19 protein-coding genes and 2 tRNA genes are annotated in these 20,852 nt (G+C 73.9%); 16 read left to right on the forward strand and 5 right to left on the reverse strand.

The genetic code is table 11. From position 1 onward, the window contains the following. Positions 1–28: 28 nt before the first annotated feature. The gene (locus tag RM609_RS15265; RefSeq protein WP_311611258.1) at positions 29–1,429 is read left to right on the forward strand and encodes a GH1 family beta-glucosidase; all 1,401 of its coding nucleotides are present in this window, start codon (positions 29–31) and stop codon (positions 1,427–1,429) included. Here the strand turns inward: RM609_RS15265 and RM609_RS15270 are convergent. Continuing rightward, positions 1,422–2,291 (reverse strand): spermidine synthase, encoded by an 870-nt coding sequence (locus RM609_RS15270; protein WP_311611259.1) that lies wholly within the window; start codon positions 2,289–2,291, stop codon positions 1,422–1,424. The two genes, RM609_RS15265 and RM609_RS15270, sit on opposite strands and share 8 nt — an antisense overlap. A 128-nt stretch (positions 2,292–2,419) precedes the next feature. Then, positions 2,420–2,878, reverse strand: coding sequence for a hypothetical protein (locus RM609_RS15275; RefSeq protein WP_438828449.1), 459 nt, complete (start codon positions 2,876–2,878; stop codon positions 2,420–2,422). 284 nt (positions 2,879–3,162) lie between these two features. Here RM609_RS15275 and RM609_RS15280 point away from each other — a divergent pair, with 284 nt between their 5' ends. Continuing rightward, on the forward strand, positions 3,163–4,539 hold the full coding sequence (locus RM609_RS15280) for an NsdA family TPR-like regulatory protein (protein WP_311611261.1): 1,377 nt from the start codon (positions 3,163–3,165) through the stop codon (positions 4,537–4,539). A 69-nt stretch (positions 4,540–4,608) separates the two neighbouring features. Here the strand turns inward: RM609_RS15280 and RM609_RS15285 are convergent, their stop codons facing one another. Continuing rightward, positions 4,609–5,202, reverse strand: a complete 594-nt coding sequence (locus RM609_RS15285) for a histidine phosphatase family protein (protein WP_311611262.1) — start codon at positions 5,200–5,202, stop codon at positions 4,609–4,611. Between the two features lie 264 nt (positions 5,203–5,466). Between RM609_RS15285 and RM609_RS15290 the strand changes: the two genes are divergently transcribed. From RM609_RS15290 to RM609_RS15320, 7 genes are all read left to right on the forward strand, one after another. Then, positions 5,467–6,459 carry a phosphatase PAP2 family protein gene (locus RM609_RS15290; protein ID WP_311611264.1) on the forward strand — a complete coding sequence of 331 codons (993 nt, stop codon included), beginning with the start codon at positions 5,467–5,469 and terminating at the stop codon, positions 6,457–6,459. Continuing rightward, entirely contained in the window at positions 6,383–7,615 is a 1,233-nt protein-coding gene (locus RM609_RS15295; RefSeq protein ID WP_311611445.1) for a hypothetical protein, read from the forward strand. Before RM609_RS15290 ends, RM609_RS15295 begins: the two co-directional genes overlap by 77 nt. Next, positions 7,606–9,192, forward strand: a complete 1,587-nt coding sequence (locus RM609_RS15300; RefSeq protein ID WP_311611265.1) for a hypothetical protein — start codon at positions 7,606–7,608, stop codon at positions 9,190–9,192. Before RM609_RS15295 ends, RM609_RS15300 begins: the two co-directional genes overlap by 10 nt. After that, complete coding sequence (locus RM609_RS15305; protein ID WP_311611266.1) at positions 9,189–10,541, forward strand: AAA domain-containing protein; 1,353 nt, start codon at positions 9,189–9,191, stop codon at positions 10,539–10,541. Before RM609_RS15300 ends, RM609_RS15305 begins: the two co-directional genes overlap by 4 nt. A 147-nt stretch (positions 10,542–10,688) precedes the next feature. Next, entirely contained in the window at positions 10,689–11,057 is a 369-nt protein-coding gene (locus RM609_RS15310) for a DUF8844 domain-containing protein (RefSeq protein ID WP_438828440.1), read from the forward strand. A gap of 144 nt (positions 11,058–11,201) precedes the next feature. Next, the gene (locus tag RM609_RS15315) at positions 11,202–11,825 is read left to right on the forward strand and encodes a bifunctional DNA primase/polymerase (RefSeq protein ID WP_311611270.1); all 624 of its coding nucleotides are present in this window, start codon (positions 11,202–11,204) and stop codon (positions 11,823–11,825) included. A gap of 56 nt (positions 11,826–11,881) precedes the next feature. Further along, positions 11,882–11,955, forward strand: a tRNA-Lys gene (locus RM609_RS15320). Between the two features lie 62 nt (positions 11,956–12,017). Here RM609_RS15320 and RM609_RS15325 read toward each other — a convergent pair. Further along, complete coding sequence (locus RM609_RS15325) at positions 12,018–13,253, reverse strand: M6 family metalloprotease domain-containing protein (RefSeq protein WP_311611446.1); 1,236 nt, start codon at positions 13,251–13,253, stop codon at positions 12,018–12,020. Positions 13,254–13,671: 418 nt separating this feature from the next. On the opposite strand from RM609_RS15325, the gene RM609_RS15330 reads away from it, so the two are divergent. Further along, the gene (locus RM609_RS15330) at positions 13,672–15,618 is read left to right on the forward strand and encodes a putative bifunctional diguanylate cyclase/phosphodiesterase (RefSeq protein WP_438828441.1); all 1,947 of its coding nucleotides are present in this window, start codon (positions 13,672–13,674) and stop codon (positions 15,616–15,618) included. A gap of 34 nt (positions 15,619–15,652) precedes the next feature. On the opposite strand, the gene RM609_RS15335 is transcribed toward RM609_RS15330, so the two are convergent. Then, positions 15,653–16,762, reverse strand: coding sequence for an LLM class flavin-dependent oxidoreductase (locus tag RM609_RS15335; protein WP_311611272.1), 1,110 nt, complete (start codon positions 16,760–16,762; stop codon positions 15,653–15,655). A gap of 257 nt (positions 16,763–17,019) precedes the next feature. Here RM609_RS15335 and RM609_RS15340 point away from each other — a divergent pair, with 257 nt between their 5' ends. From RM609_RS15340 to RM609_RS15365, 6 genes are all read left to right on the forward strand, one after another. Then, on the forward strand, positions 17,020–17,778 hold the full coding sequence (locus RM609_RS15340; protein ID WP_311611273.1) for an IclR family transcriptional regulator: 759 nt from the start codon (positions 17,020–17,022) through the stop codon (positions 17,776–17,778). A 97-nt stretch (positions 17,779–17,875) separates the two neighbouring features. Further along, a tRNA-Lys gene (locus RM609_RS15345) sits at positions 17,876–17,949 on the forward strand. Positions 17,950–18,092: 143 nt separating this feature from the next. Then, on the forward strand, positions 18,093–18,539 hold the full coding sequence (locus tag RM609_RS15350; RefSeq protein ID WP_311611275.1) for a hypothetical protein: 447 nt from the start codon (positions 18,093–18,095) through the stop codon (positions 18,537–18,539). Between the two features lie 152 nt (positions 18,540–18,691). Next, positions 18,692–19,093: a hypothetical protein gene (locus tag RM609_RS15355; RefSeq protein WP_311611276.1), complete on the forward strand. Its 402-nt coding sequence runs from the start codon at positions 18,692–18,694 to the stop codon at positions 19,091–19,093. Positions 19,094–19,169: 76 nt separating this feature from the next. Next, positions 19,170–19,934, forward strand: coding sequence for a DsbA family protein (locus tag RM609_RS15360; RefSeq protein WP_311611278.1), 765 nt, complete (start codon positions 19,170–19,172; stop codon positions 19,932–19,934). Then, positions 19,931–20,797 (forward strand): cytochrome c biogenesis CcdA family protein, encoded by an 867-nt coding sequence (locus tag RM609_RS15365; protein ID WP_311611280.1) that lies wholly within the window; start codon positions 19,931–19,933, stop codon positions 20,795–20,797. Before RM609_RS15360 ends, RM609_RS15365 begins: the two co-directional genes overlap by 4 nt. The last annotated feature ends 55 nt before the right edge of the window (positions 20,798–20,852 follow it).

Here is a 20,852-nt window from a genome sequence, read left to right on the forward strand (position 1 = left end):
TCTCTCCTTTCCTTCCGGAGCGTGCGACATGACCGTGGACTTCCCGCCCGGCTTCCTCTTCGGCGCCGCGACCGCCGCCTACCAGGTCGAGGGCGCGGCCGCCGAGGACGGCCGCACCCCCTCCATCTGGGACACCTTCTGCCGGGCGCCGGGGCGGGTGCTCGGCGGTGACACCGGGGACACGGCGACGGACCACTACCACCGCCGCGCCGAGGACGTCCGTCTCATGGCGGAGCTGGGCCTGGGCGCGTACCGCTTCTCCGTCTCGTGGCCCCGGGTCCAGCCCACCGGCCGGGGCCCGGCCTCGCCACGCGGGCTCGACTTCTACCGTGCGCTCGTCGACGACCTCCTCGCCCATGGCATCCGCCCGGTGCTGACGCTCTATCACTGGGACCTGCCGCAGGAGCTGGAGGACGCGGGCGGCTGGCCCGAGCGCGACACCGCCCACCGCTTCGCCGACTACGCCCGGCTCGTCGGCGAGGCGCTGGGCGACCGCGTCGAGCTGTGGACCACCTTGAACGAGCCCTGGTGCAGCGCCTTCCTGGGCTACGCGGCCGGGGTGCACGCCCCGGGCCGTACGGACGACGAGGGCGCGCTGCGGGCCGCGCACCATCTCAATCTGGCGCACGGCCTCGGCGCCCGGGCGCTGCGTACCGTGCTGCCCCCGGGGGCCCGGCTGTCCGTGGCGCTCAACCCCGCGGCCGTACGGGCCCGTACGGCCTCGCCCGGGGATCAGGACGCGGCGCGGCGGGTGGACGCCCTGGCCACCCGTATCTTCACCGGGCCCATGCTGCGCGGGGCGTACCCCGAGGACCTCCTCGCCGACACGGCGGCCATCACGGACTGGTCGTTCGTACGCGGTGACGACACGGACGTCATCCGGCACCCCCTCGACGCGCTGGGCATCAACTACTACGCACCCACAGTCGTATCAGCCGCCACTGACAATCCCCCGCCGCGTGCCGACGGCCACGGCGGAGGGGAAGCTTCTCCCTGGCCGGGCGCCGGTGGTGTGGCCTTCCACCGGCCGCCGGGCAAGCTCACCGCGATGGACTGGGCCGTCGACCCCACCGGCCTGTACGACCTGCTGACGCGGTTCGCCCGGGAGGCCCCGGGGCTGCCGTTGATCGTCACCGAGAACGGCGCCGCCTACGACGACAAGCCCGGTGCCGACGGCACGGTCGACGACCCCGAGCGGATCGCCTATCTCCACGCCCACCTCGAGGCCGTGCTGCGGGCCCTCGGCGACGGCGCCGACGTCCGGGGCTACTTCCTCTGGTCGCTGCTGGACAACTTCGAGTGGGCGTACGGCTACAGCAAGCGCTTCGGCGCGGTGTATGTGGACTACGCCACCCTGGCCCGGACGCCCAAGTCCAGCGCGCGGTGGTACGCGCGGCTGGCGCGGACGGGCCGGCTGCCCATCAGCTGAAGACGGAGGGCGGCGGGGCGGGCGAGGGGCGGGCGCTCGCGTCGGTGACGGGCACGGCGCCACCGGTGAAGTCGAGGAGCGCGCGGCCGTGTTCGACCCGGCCCTGGTGGGGGTCGGTGGCCGCCCGGCGGGTGAGCTCGGCGACGGGCAGTTCACGGTCGGAGGCCAGCAGCACGGCGTTGCCGAAGCGCCGGCCGCGCAGCACCGCCGGGTCGGCGGTCAGGCACAGCTCGGGGAAGACGGTGCGGACGGTCGCTATCTGGGCCTTGAGGTGGGCGAGGGGCGGGCCGTCGGCGAGGTTCGCGGCGTAGTGGCCGCCGGGGCGCAGGGCGCGCCGTACGTCGGTGACGAATTCCGTGCTGGTGAGGTGGGCGGGGGTGCGGGCGCCGCTGAAGACGTCGGCGATGATCAGGTCCGCCCAGCCGTCCGGGATCCTGGCGAGCCCTTCCCGGGCGTCGGTGCCGCGCACCCGGATGCGCCAGCCCGTCTCCAGCGGCAGCTCGGTCCGTATGAACTGGACCAGGGGCGCGTCTATCTCGACGATCTGCTGGGTGGAGCGGGGCCGGGTGGCGGCGATGTACCGGGCGAGGGTGAAGGCGCCACCGCCCAGGTGGACGACCTGGACGGGCTTGCCGGGCGGTGCGACGAGGTCGGCGATGTGGCCGAGCCGCCGCTGGTAGGAGAAGTCCAGATACGCGGGGTCGTCCAGGTCGACATGGGACTGCGGGGCCCCGTCTATCAGCAGGGTGCTGCCACGGGGCCGGTCGCGGTCGGGGACGAGCTCCGCGAGACCGCCCGCCACCTGCGCGGATATCGATTCCGCGGCGCGTCCGCGCCCTTGCTTCTGCTTGCCCTTCGCCACCCCTCCAGTATCGCCCGTGCGGGCGGTGGGCCCGGCCGGGGCGCCAAGGCGCCCCGAAGGGGCGCGGGGAACCGCGCGACCGGCCACGACGCACCCGCGGATGGCGTACTGGACTTCCGGCGGAGCGCTCAGCGGCAGCGGTCGACGGCCTCGATGGTGCGGGCGGCCTCGCCGAGGGCGGCGCGCAGCACGGCGGGGTCGGTGGCGGAGGCGTAGGCGGCGTCGGGGGCGACCAGCCAGCCCGTGCCGTTGACGGGGGGCTCGGCGACGCCCGTCCGCAGACCGCGGCCGTAGGTCTGGGTGCAGGCGCTGCCGGGCAGGTCCCAGCCGTCGGCCGTGCCGGGCGGGACGAGGAAGCCGAGGGTGTCGCAGTCGCCGTCGTGGAGGACAGGGCCCACTCCGTCGCGCAGCCGCAGGATGTCGACGGCCTCCAGGCCCTGGCGCGCGGGGACCGTGACCAGGTCGCAGGGCCGTCCCTCGGCGCCGTCCGTGCCGGTCCGCGGCGGATACGGGGACGTGCTGTGGTCCTGGAGCGGCTGGTGCAGAGCCGTCGTCCGCGAGCCGCCGATGTCCACTCCGGCCTCCACCACGGGAAACCCCTCCTCACGCCGCGCCTGTGTCCAGGTCGGGATCCACGCCGAGCGCGCTCGCGCTCTTCGGGAACAACGCGTGGACGCGTCAACGGCTACGGCGCCATGCCGCCGCAAAGGATGGCAGTTCATGGCGGATGGCAGGTGGGATATCCGTTTTGTAGTCAAACCGGATGTAGTGGAATCGCCACAGCCGGTACGGTCATCACGCCACACGGCAAGCACAGCCGCCCGCCCCGCGGGTTGCCCGTCGGGGCGGCTCGCCAGGAGAGGGTCCGGCCATGGCGTCGCCCCACGCGTCCTCGTCACCCCGTCCGAACCTCGCGTTCCGGCAGTTGCGCGGGCCGCGTTCACCAGGGGAATTCGCGGCCGCCGTGCGTCGTGCGGCCCGGGAGATCGGCGAACACGTCTCGTGCGACGCGCGCTACATCGGGCGTGTGGAGTCCGGGGAGATCCGCTGCCCCAACTACGCCTACGAGCGAGTGTTCCGGCACATGTTCCCCGGTCGTGAGCCGGCGGACATGGGCTTCGCACCCCGCGAGACCGTGCGTGGCAGGGGGGCGCGCAAGAAGGGCTCCGCGCCGCCCGGTCTATCCGAGAGCCCCGCCGAAAGCCGTACCTCCTCCGGTGCGGCGGAGAGCTCCACCGAGAGCAGCGAGGAGAGCGACGTGTTGCGTCGCGCGTTCATGACCTCCGGTACGGCCGCCGTGGCCGCCACCTCCCTGGGCGCCGGCCCGCGCGGGACCCACCGGCGCCACGCGGGAGAGACCGAGGCCGCCGCCGTCGAACAGGCGGTGCGGCACATCCGGCTGCTCGACGACCGGCACGGCGCGGACGGGCTCTACCGGCGCGCCGCGCGCCCCCTGAAGGCGGCGTACGAGCTGCTGGACGCGGAGACCAGACGGCGGTCGGTGGCCGACCGGCTGCACTCCGGCGCGGGCGAACTGGCGATCTCCGTGGGCTGGCTGGCGCACGACTCCGGCCGCTTCGCCGACGCCCGTTCCCACTACGCGGAGGCCCTGGCCACCGCGCGCGTGGCCGGGGACCCGGCGCTGGAGACCCACGCCTTCTGCAACATGGCCTTCCTCGCCCGGGACGCGGCCCGCCCCCGCGAGGCGATCCGCGCCGCGCAGGCCGCGCAGCGGGCGGGCCGGCAGCTGGGGTCGGCACGGCTGATGTCCCTGCTGACCCTGCGGGAGGCGGGCGGCTGGGCGCGGCTGGGCGACCGGCCGGCGGCCGAGGAGGCGCTGGTGCGGGCCCGGACGCTCTTCGGCCGTGGCGCGACGGAGGCCGACCCGGAGTGGATGACCTTCTTCGGCGAGGCGGAGCTGGAGGGCCTGGAGGCCCAGTGCTGGTCCGCCCTCGGCGACTGGCGCCGCGCGGCGGACCACGCGGAACGGGCGGTCGCGCTCCAGGACCCGCACTTCGCCCGGAACATCGCGCTATACACCGCGCAACTGGCGGGCGACCTGGCCCGTGGCGGTTCCCCGGACGAGGCGGCCTCGGCCGGGGAGAAGGTGCTGGGACTGCTGGACCAGGTCCAGTCGGCCCGCATCAGGACGATGCTGTCGTCGACCGCCCGTATGTTGCGCCGTCACGCGTCAAACGCGGCGGTGTCGGGCTTTCTGGCCCGCCACGAGGCCGTGCGGCCCGCTTGAGGGTGGCCCCGGGGGCGAGGTCGTTCGGCACCGCCCACAGGGGGCGCGCCCGGTGAGCCCACCGAGCCGTCAGGCGAGGTGACCCGTGTCGTTCCAGCGCTCGATCGCCGGCGCCCCGTACGCCCAGCCCAGGATGGACAGGGAGGTCGGGTCGAGGCGAATGCGGGAGCCGAAGAAGATGTCCTCGCCCATCCAGCGGGCGGCGATGGTCCGCAGGATGTGGCCGTGGGCGAAGACGAGCACGTCGCGGTCGGCCGAGCGGGCCCACTCCACGACCTCGTCCGCGCGGGCGGCGACCTCCGCCCGGGTCTCGCCCTCCGGGACGCCGTCGCGCCAGATCAGCCAGTCGGGGCGGCCCGCCTTGATCTCGGCGGGGGTCATGCCCTCGTAGGCGCCGTAGTCCCACTCCATCAGCGCGTCCCATTCGGTGGCCCGGTCACCGAAGCCGGCCAGCTCGCAGGTCTCCTTGGCGCGGACGAGGGGGCTCGTCCGGATCTCCACGTCCGGCAGGCCCTGCCACGGGGCGCGGTGCAGCCGCTCGCCCAGCAGCTTGGCGCCGCGCCGCCCCTCGTCGAGGAGGGGGATGTCCGTACGGCCGGTGTGCTTGCCGGACAGCGACCACTCCGTCTGTCCGTGCCGGGCCAGCAGGATGCGCGGTGCCATGGCGAGAGTCCTTACGAGGTGCGTGCGGTGATGATCGCGAACCCGGGCGAAAGGCGTGAAATCGGTCACCTCGGGCCCGGGTGAGTTTCGCTCTCCATCATCACTCACTTCACCAACGGGCAACCCTCCGGCCACTACCGGCGTCTCCACCCCCACACCTCGGGGTTCGGGTGGACCCACGGGGCGGTGTGCGAGAGATGTGGCGTACGTCGTACGGTTGCATATTGCGCTTATTGGCCGCCTGAACACATGGAGAGCGTCCGGATGTACACCGCACCATTGGGGAAGCGGCCGCGCTGGTGGACCGAACTGCCACTCATAGCCGTGGTGTACGGGCTCTACTCGGCCGGGCGGCTGCTGGTCAGAGGCGATGTGCAGTCCGCCATGGATCATGGCGCGGCGATACTCGATCTTGAAAAAACGTTCCGGATAGACATCGAGCCCTCGCTCAACCGGCTGTTCACCGAGCACTCCGCGATAGGCATACCCGCCGATTTCGCCTACGCGGCCCTCCACTACCTCCTCACCCCCGCGCTTCTGATCTGGCTCTTCAGGCGACGCCCCGACCACTACCGCCGGATGCGCACCTGGCTGATGATCTCCACGCTCATCGGTCTCATCGGTTTCACCCTTCTGCCCACCTGCCCGCCCCGCCTCCTCGACCCGTCCTTCGGTTTCGTCGACACGATGCGGCAGTACTCCGAGTACGGCTGGTGGGGCGGCGACGCCAGCGCCCCTCGTGGCCTGGGCGGGCTGACCAACCAGTACGCGGCCATGCCGAGCCTCCACGTGGGCTGGGCCCTGTGGTGCGGGGTCGTGCTCTGGGCGCAGGGCCGCAGGACCTGGACCAAGGTCGCGGGTGTCGCCTATCCGCTGGCGATCACCCTCGTGGTGATGGGCACCGCCAACCACTACCTCCTCGACGCCGTCGCCGGCGCCGCCGTGATGGGCGCGGGCTTCCTGCTCTCCCGCCCGGCGCTGCGGCTCGCCGACCGGATCCGCGCCCGCCTCGTCCCGGCGGCGCCTTCCGTACCTGCGACGCCCCCCGTACCTGCGGAAATGGCCGTGGCAACGGCGAATGTCAGTGCCGGGTGCGAGACTTCGGCGGGTACAGCGGGTACTGCGCCGTCCCGGGTTCGCCCGGGGGCGCCGGAGAGACTTCGCGAGGCGGACGCCAGTGATCAGATCCCCCGACAGCCGGCCCGGGACGGGGCCGGGGACAGCCGCACCGACGGCGCTGCGACAGCGGCTCGCTGAGCTGCGCGGCCCCTCCGTCGCGCCCGTCCCGCTCGACGCCCGCGCGCTCGCGGCGCTCGCCGCCAATCCCGGCTGTCACCGCCGCGCCCTGCTCGACGGGGCGGGGGTCGACAAGGCGGCGCTGGCGCGGGCGGTGGGCGCGCCGGTGACGTTCGGGCAGTCGCAGTTCGCGTTCGTGCGCGGCCATTCCTTCGAGGCCCGCGCCAAGGCCGACGGCGGCGCGGAGCTCGTCCGCCTGCTCCACGAGCGGCTGGCCGACGGCTCCCCCGAGCCCGGCCCGGGCTCCGTGGACACCCCCGATCTCTCCGCCACCGGCCTTGAGGGCCGTACGGCGCGTACGGCCCTCGCCCTGCGCGAGGCGACCGCCGCCGGGCGGTGGGCCGTGCTGGACCACCCCCTGCTGGCGCTGCCCGTCGCTGGGACGCCGGCCCATCTGGAGCCGGACGCGATCGTCGTCCATCCCGACGGCGGCTGGACGGTCGTCGAGATCAAGTCCTTCGCGATGATCGACGGTTCCGCCGACGCGACGAAGGTCGGCGCGGCCGCCCGGCAGGCGGCGGTGTACGCGCTGGCGCTCGAGGCCGTGGCCGAGCGGGTCGCAAAGGGCGCGGCGGTGCGCGACCAGGCCCTGCTGGTCTGCCCGAAGGACTTCTCCAACCTGCCGGACGCCGCCCTCGTCGACCTCCGCAAGCCGCTGGCCACCACGCGCCGTCAGCTGGAGCGGCTGACGGGCGTGGCGGAGATCGCCGCCGGGCTCCCGGAGGGCACGACCTTCGATCTGTGCCCGTCCGACGACGGCCGCACCCCGACCCGGCCCGCCGGCGAGCTGGCCGAGGCGCTGGACGCGGTCGCGGCGGCGTACGCGCCGGAGTGCCTCGCGGCGTGCGAGCTGGCCTTCCACTGCCGGGCCCGGGCTCGTGCGGCGGATTCGGTCCAGACCCTGGGGCGCGGCGTCCGCGCGGAGCTCGGAGGTCTGACCACCGTCGCGTCGGTCCTCGCCGCCGCGTCGGGTGAGGCGGGCTCCCCCGACGACCCGGCGGTCGCGGCCCTCCGCCGCGCCGCCGCGCTCCGTTCGGAGACGCTGGCGCAGGCCTCGGCCGACGGGAGCGCGCCGACGGGGGCGGGCCACCGGAAGGAGGTCACCGCATGTCGCTGATCGGTACCCTCGCGCGGATGGAAGCCGTGCGGGACGGGCGGGCTCGGCCGGTCGTCACCGTGCGGCATCGGTATGTGGCCGAGCGGCCTTGTGTCTTCGTGCCGTTGACGACCGCCGGTGAGGCCGGTGCGCCGCTCGGGGCGATGGTGGGGACGGAGCGGGACGCGCCCCGGCTGTTGTTCGTGGCGCAGCCGCGCGACAGGGATCTGCGGTCCGCGTTCCTCGCCGGGCTCGCCGACGTGCTCCTGCCGTACTTCGAGGAGTTCGGCGACGCCGTCGAGCTGGAGCAGCGCAAGGAGACCGACCCCGGCACCGGGAAGAAGGTGCCCGTCGAGGTCGAGCTGTGCGCGGACGCCCCGCAGCTGCTGGTGCCGGGCGCGGCGGGCGTGGAGTACGTCCGGCTGCTCGGCCGGTCCATGCGCTTCCGGCGCACCGCCGAGCAGGATCCGGACGCGCCGCATCCCGCGCCGCCGCGCGTGCCGATGCTGGGGCGCTGGCTGACGCACTTCGGGGAGCGTGCCCGGGTGCCCGGGTCGTCGCTGCTGCTGGCGATGACCCAGGCGCTGGGCCGGCACTGGGCGACGGGCCAGAGCGTGCTGGAGGACCAGCACCTCGGCTCCCTGCTGGCCTGGATCGACCCGCCGCACGGCGTGCCGGCCCCGGAGGCGGCGCTGCGCGTGGAGCTGGAGCGCGGGCCGGACGGGCTCCTGGTCCACCCGCCCGCCGGCCCCGCCACGGACCCGGTCTTCGACAACAAGCGGCTGGCCCCCGCCGTCGCCCGCTACGACCGGGCCCGCGCGGCCGTCCTGGAGGCGACGGCGCACCGGTTCGCGCCCGCCCGGGACGAGCTGGCCGCCGCCGAGAGCGAGATCGGCGAGCTACTGGCGACGCAGTTGCGCCCCACCTGGGACGCCGTCTGGCACGGCGTCGACCTGCTGCGGACGCTGCCGGAAGGCGCGCGGGTCGCCGAGCGCTGGAAGCGCGACCGCTGGTCGTACACCGCCCACCGCGACCGCGTACGCGCCGGGGAGCCGCCGCAGCCCCGGCGGGACGACGCGGTCACGGCCGCGCGCAAGCTCGCCTCCCGCGAGACCGCGCAGTCGCAGCTCGACGCCCAGGAGGCGCTGGACGATCCGCTGGTGATGGCGGGCCGGCGGCTGGCCGGGGAGGCGTTCGCGGGGGAGGTCGCCGAGGCGGTGATGGAGTACACGGAAGCGAAGGTCCCGCGTCCGCGCCCGCTGGTGACCGTCCGTACGGCCGACACCCCGCATCTCGCGGAGGGCGTCGCGCTCCACCGCGCCCTGCCGGACGGCAAGACGCAGTCCGCCGAGTTCGTGGCGTACGGCCCCGGCACCCTCACCGTGCGGCTGACCGGTGGCATGGGGCGTGGCAAGGTGCCCGACGCGGGTTCCGTGCCCGAGGCGGGCGACCGGGTGTGCTGGACCCTGTTCGAGCACGCGCCCCGGGGCGGCCCCGAGCTGCCCGATCCCGAGCGGACGCCCTGGACCCATGGCGGCCCGCCCGCCGAGGGCCCGGCCGAGGCTCCCGACCCGGTGACCGCGGAGGACCTGCTGTGACCGTTCCCCTGGCGCGCAAGCGCGCCTTCGACCCCGCCGCGGCGGCCGCGGCGGCCACGGACGCGATCCTGCGCGACACGCTGCACGGCCCGCACCGCGGTGTCGTGGTGGACTCGCCGCCCGGCGCGGGCAAGTCGACGCTGGTGGTGCGGGCGGCCCGCGAGCTGGCCGCCGCCGGCCGCCCGCTGATGATCGTCGCGCAGACCAACGCCCAGGTCGACGACCTGGTGCTGCGACTGGCCGAGCAGGACCCCGGACTGCCGGTGGGCCGGCTGCACAGCAATGAGCGCCACCCCTACGACCCGGCGCTCGACGCGCTCGACTCGGTCGTGACCTCCGCGAAGGCGGCGGACCTGGCCGGGCTGGACGTGGTGGTCTCCACGGCGGCGAAGTGGGCGCACACCAAGGTGGCCGAGCCCTGGGGCCACGCGATCGTCGACGAGGCATACCAGATGCGCTCGGACGCGCTCCTGGCGGTGGCGGGGCTGTTCGAGCGGGCGCTGTTCGTGGGCGACCCGGGCCAGCTGGACCCGTTCAGCGTGGTGGGGGCGGAGCAGTGGGCGGGGCTGTCGTACGACCCGTCGGCAAGCGCCGTGAGCACGCTGCTCGCCCACAATCCGGGGCTGCCGCAGCACCGGCTGCCGGTGTCGTGGCGGCTGCCGGCGTCGGCGGCGCCGCTGGTGTCGGCGGCCTTCTACCCGTACACCCCGTTCCGCAGCGGCACGGACCACGGCGACCGGCTGCTGTCCTTCGGCGTGCCCTCCGACGGCTCGGGCCCGGACCGGGTGCTGGACGAGGCGGCCGAGTCGGGCTGGGGCCTGCTGGAGCTGCCCGCGCGGCACACGCCGCGTACGGACCCGGAGGCGGTGGGCGCGGTGGCGCTGGTCGTCCGCCGGATGCTGGACCGGGGCGGGGCCGTGACCAGCGAGCGTTCGCCGGATCCGGCGCCACTGACCGCGGACCGGATCGCGGTGGGCACGGCCCACCGCGACCAGGCCGCGGCGGTACGGGCGGCCCTTGCGGAACAGGGGGTGACCGGGGTGACAGTGGATACGGCGAACCGGCTCCAGGGCCGTGAGTTCGACGTCACGGTCGTGCTCCACCCGCTGTCGGGGCGCCCGGACGCGACGGAGTTCCACCTGGAGACGGGCCGCCTGTGCGTGCTGGCCTCACGGCACCGGCACGCGTGCGTCGTGGTGAGCCGCGCCGGCGTCGACCGCCTGCTGGACGAGCACCCGTCGACGGAGCCGGTACGGCTGGGGGTGACGGTGAAGTTCCCCGATGGCTGGGAGGCGAATCACGCGGTGTGGGCGCATCTGGCCGAGCACCGCGTCCCCTGGCGGCCGTGAGCCGGTACCGCCGGGCTTGCCCATCGGCGCTGCCCACCGGCGCCGCCGGGTGGTGCGGGGCGGGCCGTGGGGCCGGGGCGGGGCGGGGGCGCACTTGCGCGCGGCAGGACAATGGATGACGGTGCAGACGATTCTGGAGGTATGTACATGTGCGAGCCGAAGCAGGCTCCCGGGGCGCGGGGCGGTGAGGGCCCGCGCCGCCTGAAGCCCGCGCAGCTGCTCTTCGAGCCACCCGAGGCCGTCGCCGACCCCGAGCACTTCTTCGACCTCGAATCGATCGAGGACCCGCGTGAGCTGCTGGCCCGCTCCACCGAGCTGGCCCTGGCCTTCCGCGCGGCAGCGGACCGGGCGACGGAGTTCCAGGCGGTGGCGGCGGCTCAGCTCGCCGATCCCCGGCGCTTCGACAGACTGCCGACGGCGGTGATCGCCGAGCGGGCGGAGTGGAGCGAGGACTACACGAAGAAGATGGTCGAGTTCGGCCGTGACCTGCTGCGCGGCAGCGTCCAGGCCGACTGACCGGCCCACGACCGGACGGCCCATGGTCCTCGATCATGGGCCGTTGGCATATGCGGCGCATAAGGTAGCGCACCGCTTCCGCCCCTGTCCCGGTTTCCCGGAACTACCCCGGACGGCCCCCCGTCCTGCCAGGAGCATGGGGCCATGAGCTCCCGGCCGTACGACCCGCGCCCCGTCCGCCACCGGCCCACGCCCGTCCCCTCGCCCGCACCCGCGCCCTCCCCCTCCTGGGCGCCGCCCGTCCCCGCCTTCGTCACCCTGGCCGGGGCCGACTGGCTCGCGTCCGCCGGCAGAGCGCCGCACGAGGTGCACGCCCTGTGGGCCGACGACCCCATGGCCCCGGTCGCGCTCCCCTGCGGCAAGGTGTTCGACGTGATCGACGCCCCGGCGCTCTTCGGCCGCCGGATACTGGCCCGGCTGTGGTCGCCCGGCGGCCCCGGTTCCGGGCCGGTGGCGGCCCAGCGCGGCAGGCTGCTGCTGTTCGCGGCGCCCGGCACGGCCCAGCGGCTGCCCGCGCTGCTGGCCTGGGAGGAGTGGGGCCGCCGGGACCGTACGGCTCCCCCGCTGCTCTGCTACGGCACGGGTGACGCCGTGACCGTCCCCCCGCTCTACCCCCCGCTTGAGGGGAGCGAGCCCACGCCGACCGTCGCCCGCTGGCTGATCGCCCCCGAGGTGCGCCGTCCCCGGCTACCCGGCGCCGACGCCCTGCTCTGGGCCTGTGTCCGGGCCGCCCGGGCGAGTGCCTTACCCATCTCCACCGGGGGCTAAAACATACGGATTTTCTTTACACCGGATCGGGGTGCTAAAGTCTTCCACGTCAGCAGGCGCCGCTAGCTCAGTTGGTTAGAGCAGCTGACTCTTAATCAGCGGGTCCGGGGTTCGAGTCCCTGGCGGCGCACAGACGGTCGAAGGCCCTCACCACACGGTGAGGGCCTTCGGCGTATGACGGACGACGCGGGATCAGCCCCGGGTCACCCGGACCGTCCACGCCCCGGTCGCCATGTGCCCACGCGTCTCCACCCGCACCCCGTCCGCCTCCAGGGTCTCCCCCGCCCCCAGGGGCGCGTCCGCCAGCGGTGGATAGACGGACTCGCCCCAGCAGGCGTGCCCGCCCGGATGGCCGTCCAGCACCTGGATGGGCCCACCGCCCGAGGCGGTGTCGCTGCGCACCCGGTAGACGAGGACGCCCTCGGTGCAGGTGCCCGAGTCATTGCCGGTCGCGCTGCGCGCCTCGACGACGATCGCGCTGGTCACCCCGGTACGGACCACCACCATGCGGGTGCGGGCGTCCAGGCCCGGGTGCATGGGGGACTCCAGCGGCGCGACGGTGTGCACGGTGGTGCCGGGGCCGCTGACGCAGTCCACCTGGCGCGGGGCCAGCCAGCCCAGCTTCCACTTGTGCCAGCCGAAGGGTTCCGAGGCGAGCCCGAACTGGCTGCCCATGATGTCCCAGTCGCCCACATGGGTGTCCCAGTCGCCCTTGCCGTCGGTCGGCCGGTGGTAGAGGTCAGGCAGGTCGAGGACGTGACCGGTCTCGTGCGCGAGGACGTTGCGGTCCGGTGGATGGTGCTCGAAGACCGTGACCACCCGGCGCAGCTCGGTGCCGTCGACGGAGATGGGCTCCTCGAGGTTGACGACCTTGGTCGCGTCGGAGTCCACACCGGGGGCGTCGGGGTCGGCGACCAGATAGACGAGGTTGTAGCGCCGGAAGTCGACCTCCTTGTCGACGGCGGCGATGGCGTCCCGCAGATAGGCGGAGCGCTGCTCCCCGTCCCAGTCGCGCTGTATGTGGTAGTCGCCCGAGGGACGGGGCATCCGGAACCACTTCTTCAGCGGGTGGACGCGGAGGGTGAACCGTCCATAGGAGGCACGCTCGAAGAAGCGGGAGGTGCCGGGGAAGTGGTCGGCGGCGAGCCGGTCGGGGGTGACGAAGGGCTTGGAGTCCGGGAAGGACAGGAAGACCATCACGGCGTCGAGCCGCCCGACCGGCCGGGGGTAGTCCGGATTCCAGGTGTCGAGGCCCTCCGAGTGGTGGGCCTGGCTGCGGGGCAGCGCACAGGGACCGCCTGGTCCCGCGGCGTGCGCCGGCCCGGCGACCACGGTCGTGGCGATCGCGCACAGGCAGGTGAGCACCGCGCCCACGCGGCGCAGCCGGGACCGTTCCACGCGGCGCGGCCGCGGCCGGTCCACTCCCATGGGTGTCAGCGGACGCACCACGTCGACCTCCGGGGACGGAATCGGGAGACCTCACCCACCCTCTTGTTATTTGCGGTGTTATGCCCCGTTTCACTACCCCAGTCGAGTGACTAAGCCGACTTCTGGGTACATCACACTCAGTCACTGACGGTCAATCGACTAGACGCAACCATCCAGCCTCAGGCGTGAGTGTGCGCGGACGCGCATGGACGGACAGAAACGGTCGGACCCAAGCCGACGGCTCCACCCCTCGCGGCCGGGCCGCTGGAACGGTCCCTGCGCGGGCTCTATGCTCGCCACACTTCCAGCACGGAATCCCCCTACAGACGGCGATTTGCCGTCTTTTCCACCACGCGTACGAGCCATACGACTCCCCGCACGGACCCCGTGCGGAACCACTGTCACGCGGGAGCGAGCGTTGAGCGGAACACTCGACGGCCATGGCGGTCCGCCCGACCCCACGCCGCCAGTCGTCACGCAACGTCATGCCATTTCGGATGGCGCTTCGAATGGTTCGAACGGTTCGGATGTCACGCCGGATGTCACGCTGGACGAATTCCGCGCCGCCTTCCGGGCCGCACAGCTCGGTATGGCCGTCGTCGGCGACGACGGCCTCGTACGCACCGCCAACGACGCCCTGGGCGCGCTCCTGGGCGCCGACGCGGATCTGCTGAGGGACTCCCCCGCCGCCGAACTCGCCGGACTGCGCGAGGACCCCCGTGTGTGGAGCGCCTATCGCGAGGTCCTGCTCGGCCGCCGCGACCGGCTGCACTGCACCCGCAGGCTCAGACGGCCCGGCGGGCGGGAGATGTGGGCCGAGGTGACGGTCACCTCACTGCCGGAGACCCACGACGCGCTGCTGTCGATGGCCGACATCACCGACCGGCGCGATCTGCGCGCCCGGTTGCGGCATCTGCGGATGCACGACCCAGTGACCGGGCTGCCCAACCGGAGCCTGTTCTTCGAACGCCTGGCCGCCGCCCTGGCGGCCACCGCGATCCCCCCGGCCGCCATGCCCCGTCCGTCCGCCATGCCCCGTCCGGGCGACGCGCCCCGCCCGGAGGGCGTACCGCCTCCGGACGCCCTGCCGCACCCCGACGCCCTGCCGCACCCCGATGGCGTATCGCGCGGCGGCCGCCCCCGCAGCGGGCGGATCGGGCTCTGCTATCTCGACCTCGACGGTTTCAAGGCGGTCAACGACACCCTCGGCCACCGGGCCGGGGACCTGCTGCTGGGCGCGGTCGCCCGGCGGCTGATGGAGTGCGCGGCCCCGGACGGGCATCTGGTGGCCCGCCTGGGCGGGGACGAGTTCGCGCTGCTGGTCGAGGAGTCGGCGGGCACGGAGCAACTGGTCGACCTGGCGGCGGCCGTCCAGGCGGCGCTCACCCGCCCGTTCGAGGTGGCGGGGCAGCGGCTGGCGGTGTCGGCGAGCATCGGCGTCGTCGAGCGCCCGGCCGCGGGGACGCACGCGACCGAGCTGATGCAGGCCGCGGACACCACGCTCTACTGGGCCAAGGCCGACGGCAAGGCCCGCTGGACGCTCTTCGACCCCGAGCGCAACGCCCACCGGATGACCCGGCAGGCGCTGTCCAACACCTTGCGGCCGGCCGTGGAGCGGGGGGAGTTCGTCCTCCAGTACCAGCCGCTGGTGGGGCTCGGCGACGGTGTCGTACGGGGGGTGGAGGCGCTGGTGCGCTGGCGTCACCCGCAGTACGGGACGCTCGCGCCGAATCGGTTCATCGGACTGGCCGAGGAGACCGGCGCCATCGTGCCGCTCGGCCGCTGGATCCTCGCGACCGCGTGCCGCCAGGCGCGCCGCTGGCAGCTCGACCACCCCGGCGAACCGCTCGTGGTCAGCGTCAATGTGGCGGTACGTCAGGTGTGGGACTCCGACCTGGTCGCGGACGTCGCCGGGATCCTCGCCGAGACCGGGCTGCCGGCGCGGCTGCTCCAGCTGGAGCTCACCGAGTCGGCGGTGATGGGCTCGGCCGGCCGGCCGCTCCAGCAGCTCCAGGCGCTGCGCGACATGGGCGTCGCCATCGCCATCGACGACTTCGGCACCGGCTACTCCAACCTCGCCTACCTCAGCCGGCTGCCCGTCTCCACCCTCAAGCTCGACGGTTCCTTCGTCCACGGCTTCCGCGCCGAGGAGCACCCCAACCCCGCCGACGAGACGATCGTCGAGGCGCTGGTGCAACTGGCCCACCGCCTGGGGCTCACGGTGACGGCGGAGTGCGTGGAGAGCGCGGAGCAGGCGGAGCGGCTGGGGCGGATCGGCTGCGACACGGGCCAGGGGTGGTTCTACTCCCGGCCCGTGCCGGCGGACCGGATCTCGGCGCTCCTCAGTACAGGCGTACGCCCTTGAGGCCCGGGGGCTCCGCCCCCGGGACCCCGCGCGTTCACACCCCTGACGCACCCGTGGGGAAGTCGTACGCGTCGGCTATCAGTCCGTAGCTGCGCAGCCGGGTCTCCGGGGTGTGGGTGTTGGCTGTGATCATCAGCTCGTCCACGCCCGTCCGCTTGGCCAGCGCGTCCAGGCCCTCGCGTACCTCGTCCGGTGTGCCGAAGACCACGTTTCGCAGCCAGTCGGCGACGAACTCCTGCTCGGCCAGGCCGAGCGCGGTGGACTCCGCCTCCTCCGGCGACGGGATCAGGCCCGGCCGGCCGGTGCGCAGGCGCAGCATCGACACCGCGCCGGTGAGGACCTGGCGGCGGGCCTCCTTGGGGTCGTCCGCGGCGAGCGCCTGGACGCCGATCTTGGCGTAGGGGCGGTCGAGGACGGCGGAGGGCCGGAAGGACTCGCGGTAGAGCTCCAGCGCGGGGAGCGTATGGGCCGACGAGAAGTGGTGCGCGAAGGAGAACGGCAGGCCGAGCAGCCCGGCCAGGCGGGCGCTGAAGCCGGAGGAGCCCAGCAGCCAGACCGAGGGCCGGTCGGCGCGCTGCACCCCGCCCGGCACCCGTCCCTGGACGGGCCCGGGGATGGCGTGGATCCGGGCGTAGCGGTGGCCCTGGGGGAAGTCGTCGTCCAGGAAGCGGGTCAGTTCGGCCAGTTGCTCGGGGAAGTCGTCCGCCCCCTCCGCGAGCCGGTCCTGTCGGCGCAGCGCGGCGGCGGTGGCGCCGTCCGTGCCGGGCGCGCGTCCCAGGCCCAGATCGACGCGCCCCGGGGCGAGGGCCTCCAGGGTGCCGAACTGCTCGGCGATCACCAGCGGCGCGTGGTTGGGCAGCATCACTCCGCCCGAGCCGAGGCGGATGCGGTCGGTGTGGGCCGCGAGGTGGGCCAGGATGACGGCCGGGGAGGAGCTGGCGACGCCGGGCATGGAGTGGTGCTCGGCGACCCAGAAGCGGTGGTAGCCGCGTCGCTCGGCGAGCCGGGCCAGCTCGACCGTGGTGCCCAGGGCCTGCCGCGCGGTCCGGCCGCTGCCGACGGTCGCGAGATCCAGTACGGACAGGGCAACGGGCGCGCTGCCGAGGGGTTTCGCCCGGATGATGTCGTCCTGTACGTCGGCCACGGTGGCCCGCCTCCCTGGTTGACTGCCTCGGTCCGGAGCGCTCGCGGCGCTCCGACCAGCAGCAACCGGAGAACATCTCCGCTTATTCCGCCGTTCGCGACCGGACTGTCCCGGGACACCGGCATATGCCAAGGTCGCGGCGGGCAGGACCATCAAAACGGCCGCCGTGGCGATTCTCGTCAACTCCCTCTCCCGGCGGTCGGTTTCGCCGTTACCGTGGAGAGCGGTACACCCGCAAGTAACCCAAGGGGGAGACCGTGGCGCTCAGCCCCGAGCCGACCGCACCGCTGTACTCGGCGCAGTGCGCCCTGCGCGTGCTGGAGACGGTCGCCAAGTACGCCGGTGGCGTCAGCCAGGCCCAGATCGCCCGCGAGACGGCGCTGCCCATGGGACGACTCGCCCATCTGCTGGCGATGCTCCACCGCGAGGAGTACGTGGAGCTGACCGGCGACGGCGGCTACGTCACCGGCACCTCACTGGTCCTGCTGAGCGCGAGCGGCGACCGCGCGGCCGCCCTGGAGGGCAAGCTCCAGCGCTCGCTGTCCACGCTGCGCGACACCTTGGGCGCCGCCGTCTACCTCAGCGCCTACATCGACGGCGAGATCCGGATCACGCAGTACGCGGACGGACCGCGCGCCCCCAAGGTCCACGAGTGGGTCGACTTCCGCTCCGCCGCCCACGCGACGGCTCTCGGGAAGTGCCTGCTGACCCAGCTCGACCACGACGACCGGCGCGACCACCTCGCCCGGCACCAGACCGCCCGGCTCACCTCCAAGACGATCACCAACCAGCGGGTCCTCTTCAGCAAGCTGGACGCCCAGCCCTCGACCGTCCCCGTCCTGGACCTCCAGGAGTACGCCGTGGGCACGGTCTGCGCCGCCGTCCCGATGTCCGCCGGGCGCTCGGTGGGCTCGCTGGCGCTCTCGCTCCCGGTCCGCCACGCCCACCGGCTGCGCGAGGCCGCGGACACCCTGAACCGCCACGCGGCCCCGATGCTGCTCTCCCTGGCCCTCTAGAGGCCCGGAGACCCCCTACGGACGGGGCGGCAGGGGCCCCTGTGACCCATGGTTCGGAGCACCCCCGGACATCGGGTAGAGTTCTCTCTGTCAGCAGGCGCCGCTAGCTCAGTTGGTTAGAGCAGCTGACTCTTAATCAGCGGGTCCGGGGTTCGAGTCCCTGGCGGCGCACAGACAGTCGAAGGCCCTCACCACGCGGTGAGGGCCTTCGACGTATGCCACGGCCCCGGCGGGACGGCCGATGACTTATGTCATCGGCGGCCGGTGATTCACGGATCTGCCCGCGCTCCGCCCGCCCCGGAAGACTTCTTCCCATGACGACCGAGACCATCACCGCCGCCGAAGCGACCACCACCGGCACCGCCGTCGAGGCCGGCGAGGAGATCAAGCCTCTCCCCACCTGGTTCTTCTGCTTCGAGGGCCTGATGTCGGCCGCCTACGACCTGTTCAAGGCGTACCCGCAGAGCCTGTGGGTGCTCGGCGCCCTCGCCCTGGTCAACCTCGTCGCCTCGCTGACCGTGCTGCGCTCCCGGCTGAAGCTGGCCAAGCGGCTGTGGCGCGGCAAGGGCACCCGCAAGATCGCCCTCGGTCTGGTCGCCCTGCGCCTCGGCAGCCACCTGGCGCTCGGCGCGGCGGGCCTGGCCGTGACCGGGATCGGGGGCCACCTCGGCTTCGCCGTCGTGATGGCCGCCACCACGGTCTCCCTGCTCTGGTTCGGCCAGCGCGCGGCCCTGCGCGCGATCGCCGCCGGCCGGGCGTGATCCGGCGGGCGTACGGACGCGCGTCCCGGCCGGCCGTAAGGACGCGCGGTCGCGGGAGGGCGGACGGCCCGTAGCATGGAAGGCCGTCCCCGGCGCCGGTTCCGGGGCGCCCGGCCAGGACAAGGCCTGCCAGGACAGGGAGGAGGGGGCACGTGCCGCAGCACCGCCGCCCGACGGCAGCCGCAGCGCTGCTGCTCCTCCTCGCGGTCCTCTTCGGCCCGGTCGTCTGCGGCGCCGGCTCGTCCGCGTACGCGACGGGCAGCGGCTCCGTCCCGGCCGTCTCCGCCCGGGCCGGGCACCCGGCCGTCCCGGTCTCCCCCGAGCTCCGGCCCCGTACCGACGTCACGGACACCGGCGGCAGCTGCCGCCAGCAGGACACGCCCCTCAAGGGCGCCGAGGCCGCCGTCGCGCACACCCAGGCCGACCCGCTCACCGCCCCCGGCACCGCCCGCACGGCGCTCCCCCGCGCCCGGGCCCCGCAGGTCACCGCCCCCAGGGCACCGCCCGTGACGGCGGCCGACCGCGCCGAGCTGCTCCCCGTCCTACGGATCTAGACCGCCCGACCACGGCCCGCGCCGGGCCGTGCTCCGGCATACCCAGATTCCGTACGACCCAGGGAGTCCCCTCCTCATGTCCGCACGTCCCGCACGCCTCTCCACGCCCTCCCGCCGCCTGGCGGCCATCGGCGCGGTACTCGCCCTCGTCGTGGCGGTCGTCGCCGCCGGCATCGCCATCGCCAAGAACACCGGCGGCTCCGGCAAGGACAAGCCCGCCGCCGGCTCCGGGCCGTCCTTCGACCCCAACCAGGCCACCTACGACAAGTTCGAGCAGGCCACCAGCCGCCGCAAGGACGGCGACCCGCTCGCGATCGGCAAGGCCGACGCCCCCGTGGTGCTGGTCGAGTACGCCGACTACCAGTGCTCCTACTGCGGCCGCTTCACCCGGGAGACCCAGCCCGAGCTGGTCAAGAAGTACGTCGACGCGGGCGTCCTGCGCGTCGAGTTCCGCAACTTCCCGATCTTCGGCAAGGACTCCGAGCGCGCCGCCCGCGCCTCCTGGGCCGCCGGGCAGCAGGGCCGCTTCTGGCAGTTCCACGACGAGGTCTTCGCCAAGCTCCGCAAGGGCGACGCGCTCGCCGAGGACAAGCTCGTCGACATGGCCGGCAAGGCCGGTGTGAAGGACCTCGACAAGTTCCGCGCGGACCTGTCCGGCGCCGAGTCCGAGGCCGCGGTGAAGAAGGACCAGGACGAGGGCTACGCCCTCGGCGTGCAGAGCACCCCCTCCTTCCTCGTCGGCGGCCGGCCGCTCGCGGGCGCCCAGCCGATGAAGGAGTTCGAGGCCGCCATCGCCCAGGCGAAGGCGGTCAAGGAGGCCGCCGGGAAGTCGGGCAAGTGACCGACATCGGCTACCTCGCCGCCTTCCTCGGCGGCGTCCTCGCCCTGGTCAGCCCGTGCAGCGCGCTGCTGCTGCCGGCGTTCTTCGCCTACTCCCTGGCGACCCCCACCAGGCTCCTCGCCCGCACCGGCGTCTTCTACCTGGGGCTCGCCACCACGCTCGTCCCCCTCGGGGCCGCCTCCACCGCCGCCAGCCGGCTCTTCAACGGCCACCGCGATCTGCTGATCACCGCCGGCGGCTGGGTGGTGATCGCCCTGGGCGCGGCCCAGATCGTGGGCCTCGGCTTCGCCTCCAAGAAGGCGCAGGCGGCGGCGGGACGGATCACTCCCCGCACGGCCGCCTCGACCTTCCTCCTGGGCTGTGTCTACGGACTGGCCGGCTTCTGCGCGGGGCCGATCCTCGGCGCCGTGCTGACCGTGACGGCCGTGGACGGCGACCCCCTCCACGGGGCGTCGATGCTCGCCGTCTACGCGCTGGGCATGGCGCTGCCGCTGTTCGTACTGGCCCTGCTCTGGGACCGCTTCAAGCTGGGGCAGCGGCGCTGGCTGCGCGGGCGTGAGCTGCGCCTGGGCCGGCTGCGGCTGCACACCACCTCGCTGGTGTCGGGCCTGTTCTTCATCGCCATCGGGGTGCTCTTCCTCGGCTGGGGCGGGACGACCGGGCTGCCGGGGCTCGTCGACGCCGAGCAGGAGTTCCGCCTGGAGGAGCTGGTCTCCCGGGTGGGCGGCGCGGTGCCGGACTACGCGCTGCTGGCCGTGCTCGCGCTGGTGGCGGCGGGCGCGCTGGCGTGGTTCGCGCTGCGGCGCCCGGCCGGCGGGGCCGACGACGGTCCGGAAGGGTCCGGCGGCACCACCGGCGTGTGAGCCCGGCGGTGCCGTGGGGGTGCCCGGCGGACGGGCACCCCCACGGCGGGCCCCA

It is taken from the genome of Streptomyces hesseae (assembly GCF_031845785.1).
GTDB lineage: Bacteria > Actinomycetota > Actinomycetes > Streptomycetales > Streptomycetaceae > Streptomyces > Streptomyces hesseae.

What these genes read in the sequence shown, in the direction of transcription:
- RM609_RS15265 (WP_311611258.1), top strand. Translation starts at nt 29, where the DNA reads ATGACCGTGGACTTCCCGCCCGGCTTCCTCTTCGGCGCCGCGACCGCC.
- RM609_RS15280 (WP_311611261.1), top strand. Translation starts at nt 3,163, where the DNA reads ATGGCGTCGCCCCACGCGTCCTCGTCACCCCGTCCGAACCTCGCGTTC.
- RM609_RS15285 (WP_311611262.1), bottom strand. Translation starts at nt 5,202, where the DNA reads ATGGCACCGCGCATCCTGCTGGCCCGGCACGGACAGACGGAGTGGTCG.
- RM609_RS15290 (WP_311611264.1), top strand. Translation starts at nt 5,467, where the DNA reads ATGTACACCGCACCATTGGGGAAGCGGCCGCGCTGGTGGACCGAACTG.
- RM609_RS15300 (WP_311611265.1), top strand. Translation starts at nt 7,606, where the DNA reads ATGTCGCTGATCGGTACCCTCGCGCGGATGGAAGCCGTGCGGGACGGG.
- RM609_RS15310 (WP_438828440.1), top strand. Translation starts at nt 10,689, where the DNA reads ATGTGCGAGCCGAAGCAGGCTCCCGGGGCGCGGGGCGGTGAGGGCCCG.
- RM609_RS15315 (WP_311611270.1), top strand. Translation starts at nt 11,202, where the DNA reads ATGAGCTCCCGGCCGTACGACCCGCGCCCCGTCCGCCACCGGCCCACG.
- RM609_RS15325 (WP_311611446.1), bottom strand. Translation starts at nt 13,253, where the DNA reads ATGGGAGTGGACCGGCCGCGGCCGCGCCGCGTGGAACGGTCCCGGCTG.
- RM609_RS15350 (WP_311611275.1), top strand. Translation starts at nt 18,093, where the DNA reads ATGACGACCGAGACCATCACCGCCGCCGAAGCGACCACCACCGGCACC.
- RM609_RS15360 (WP_311611278.1), top strand. Translation starts at nt 19,170, where the DNA reads ATGTCCGCACGTCCCGCACGCCTCTCCACGCCCTCCCGCCGCCTGGCG.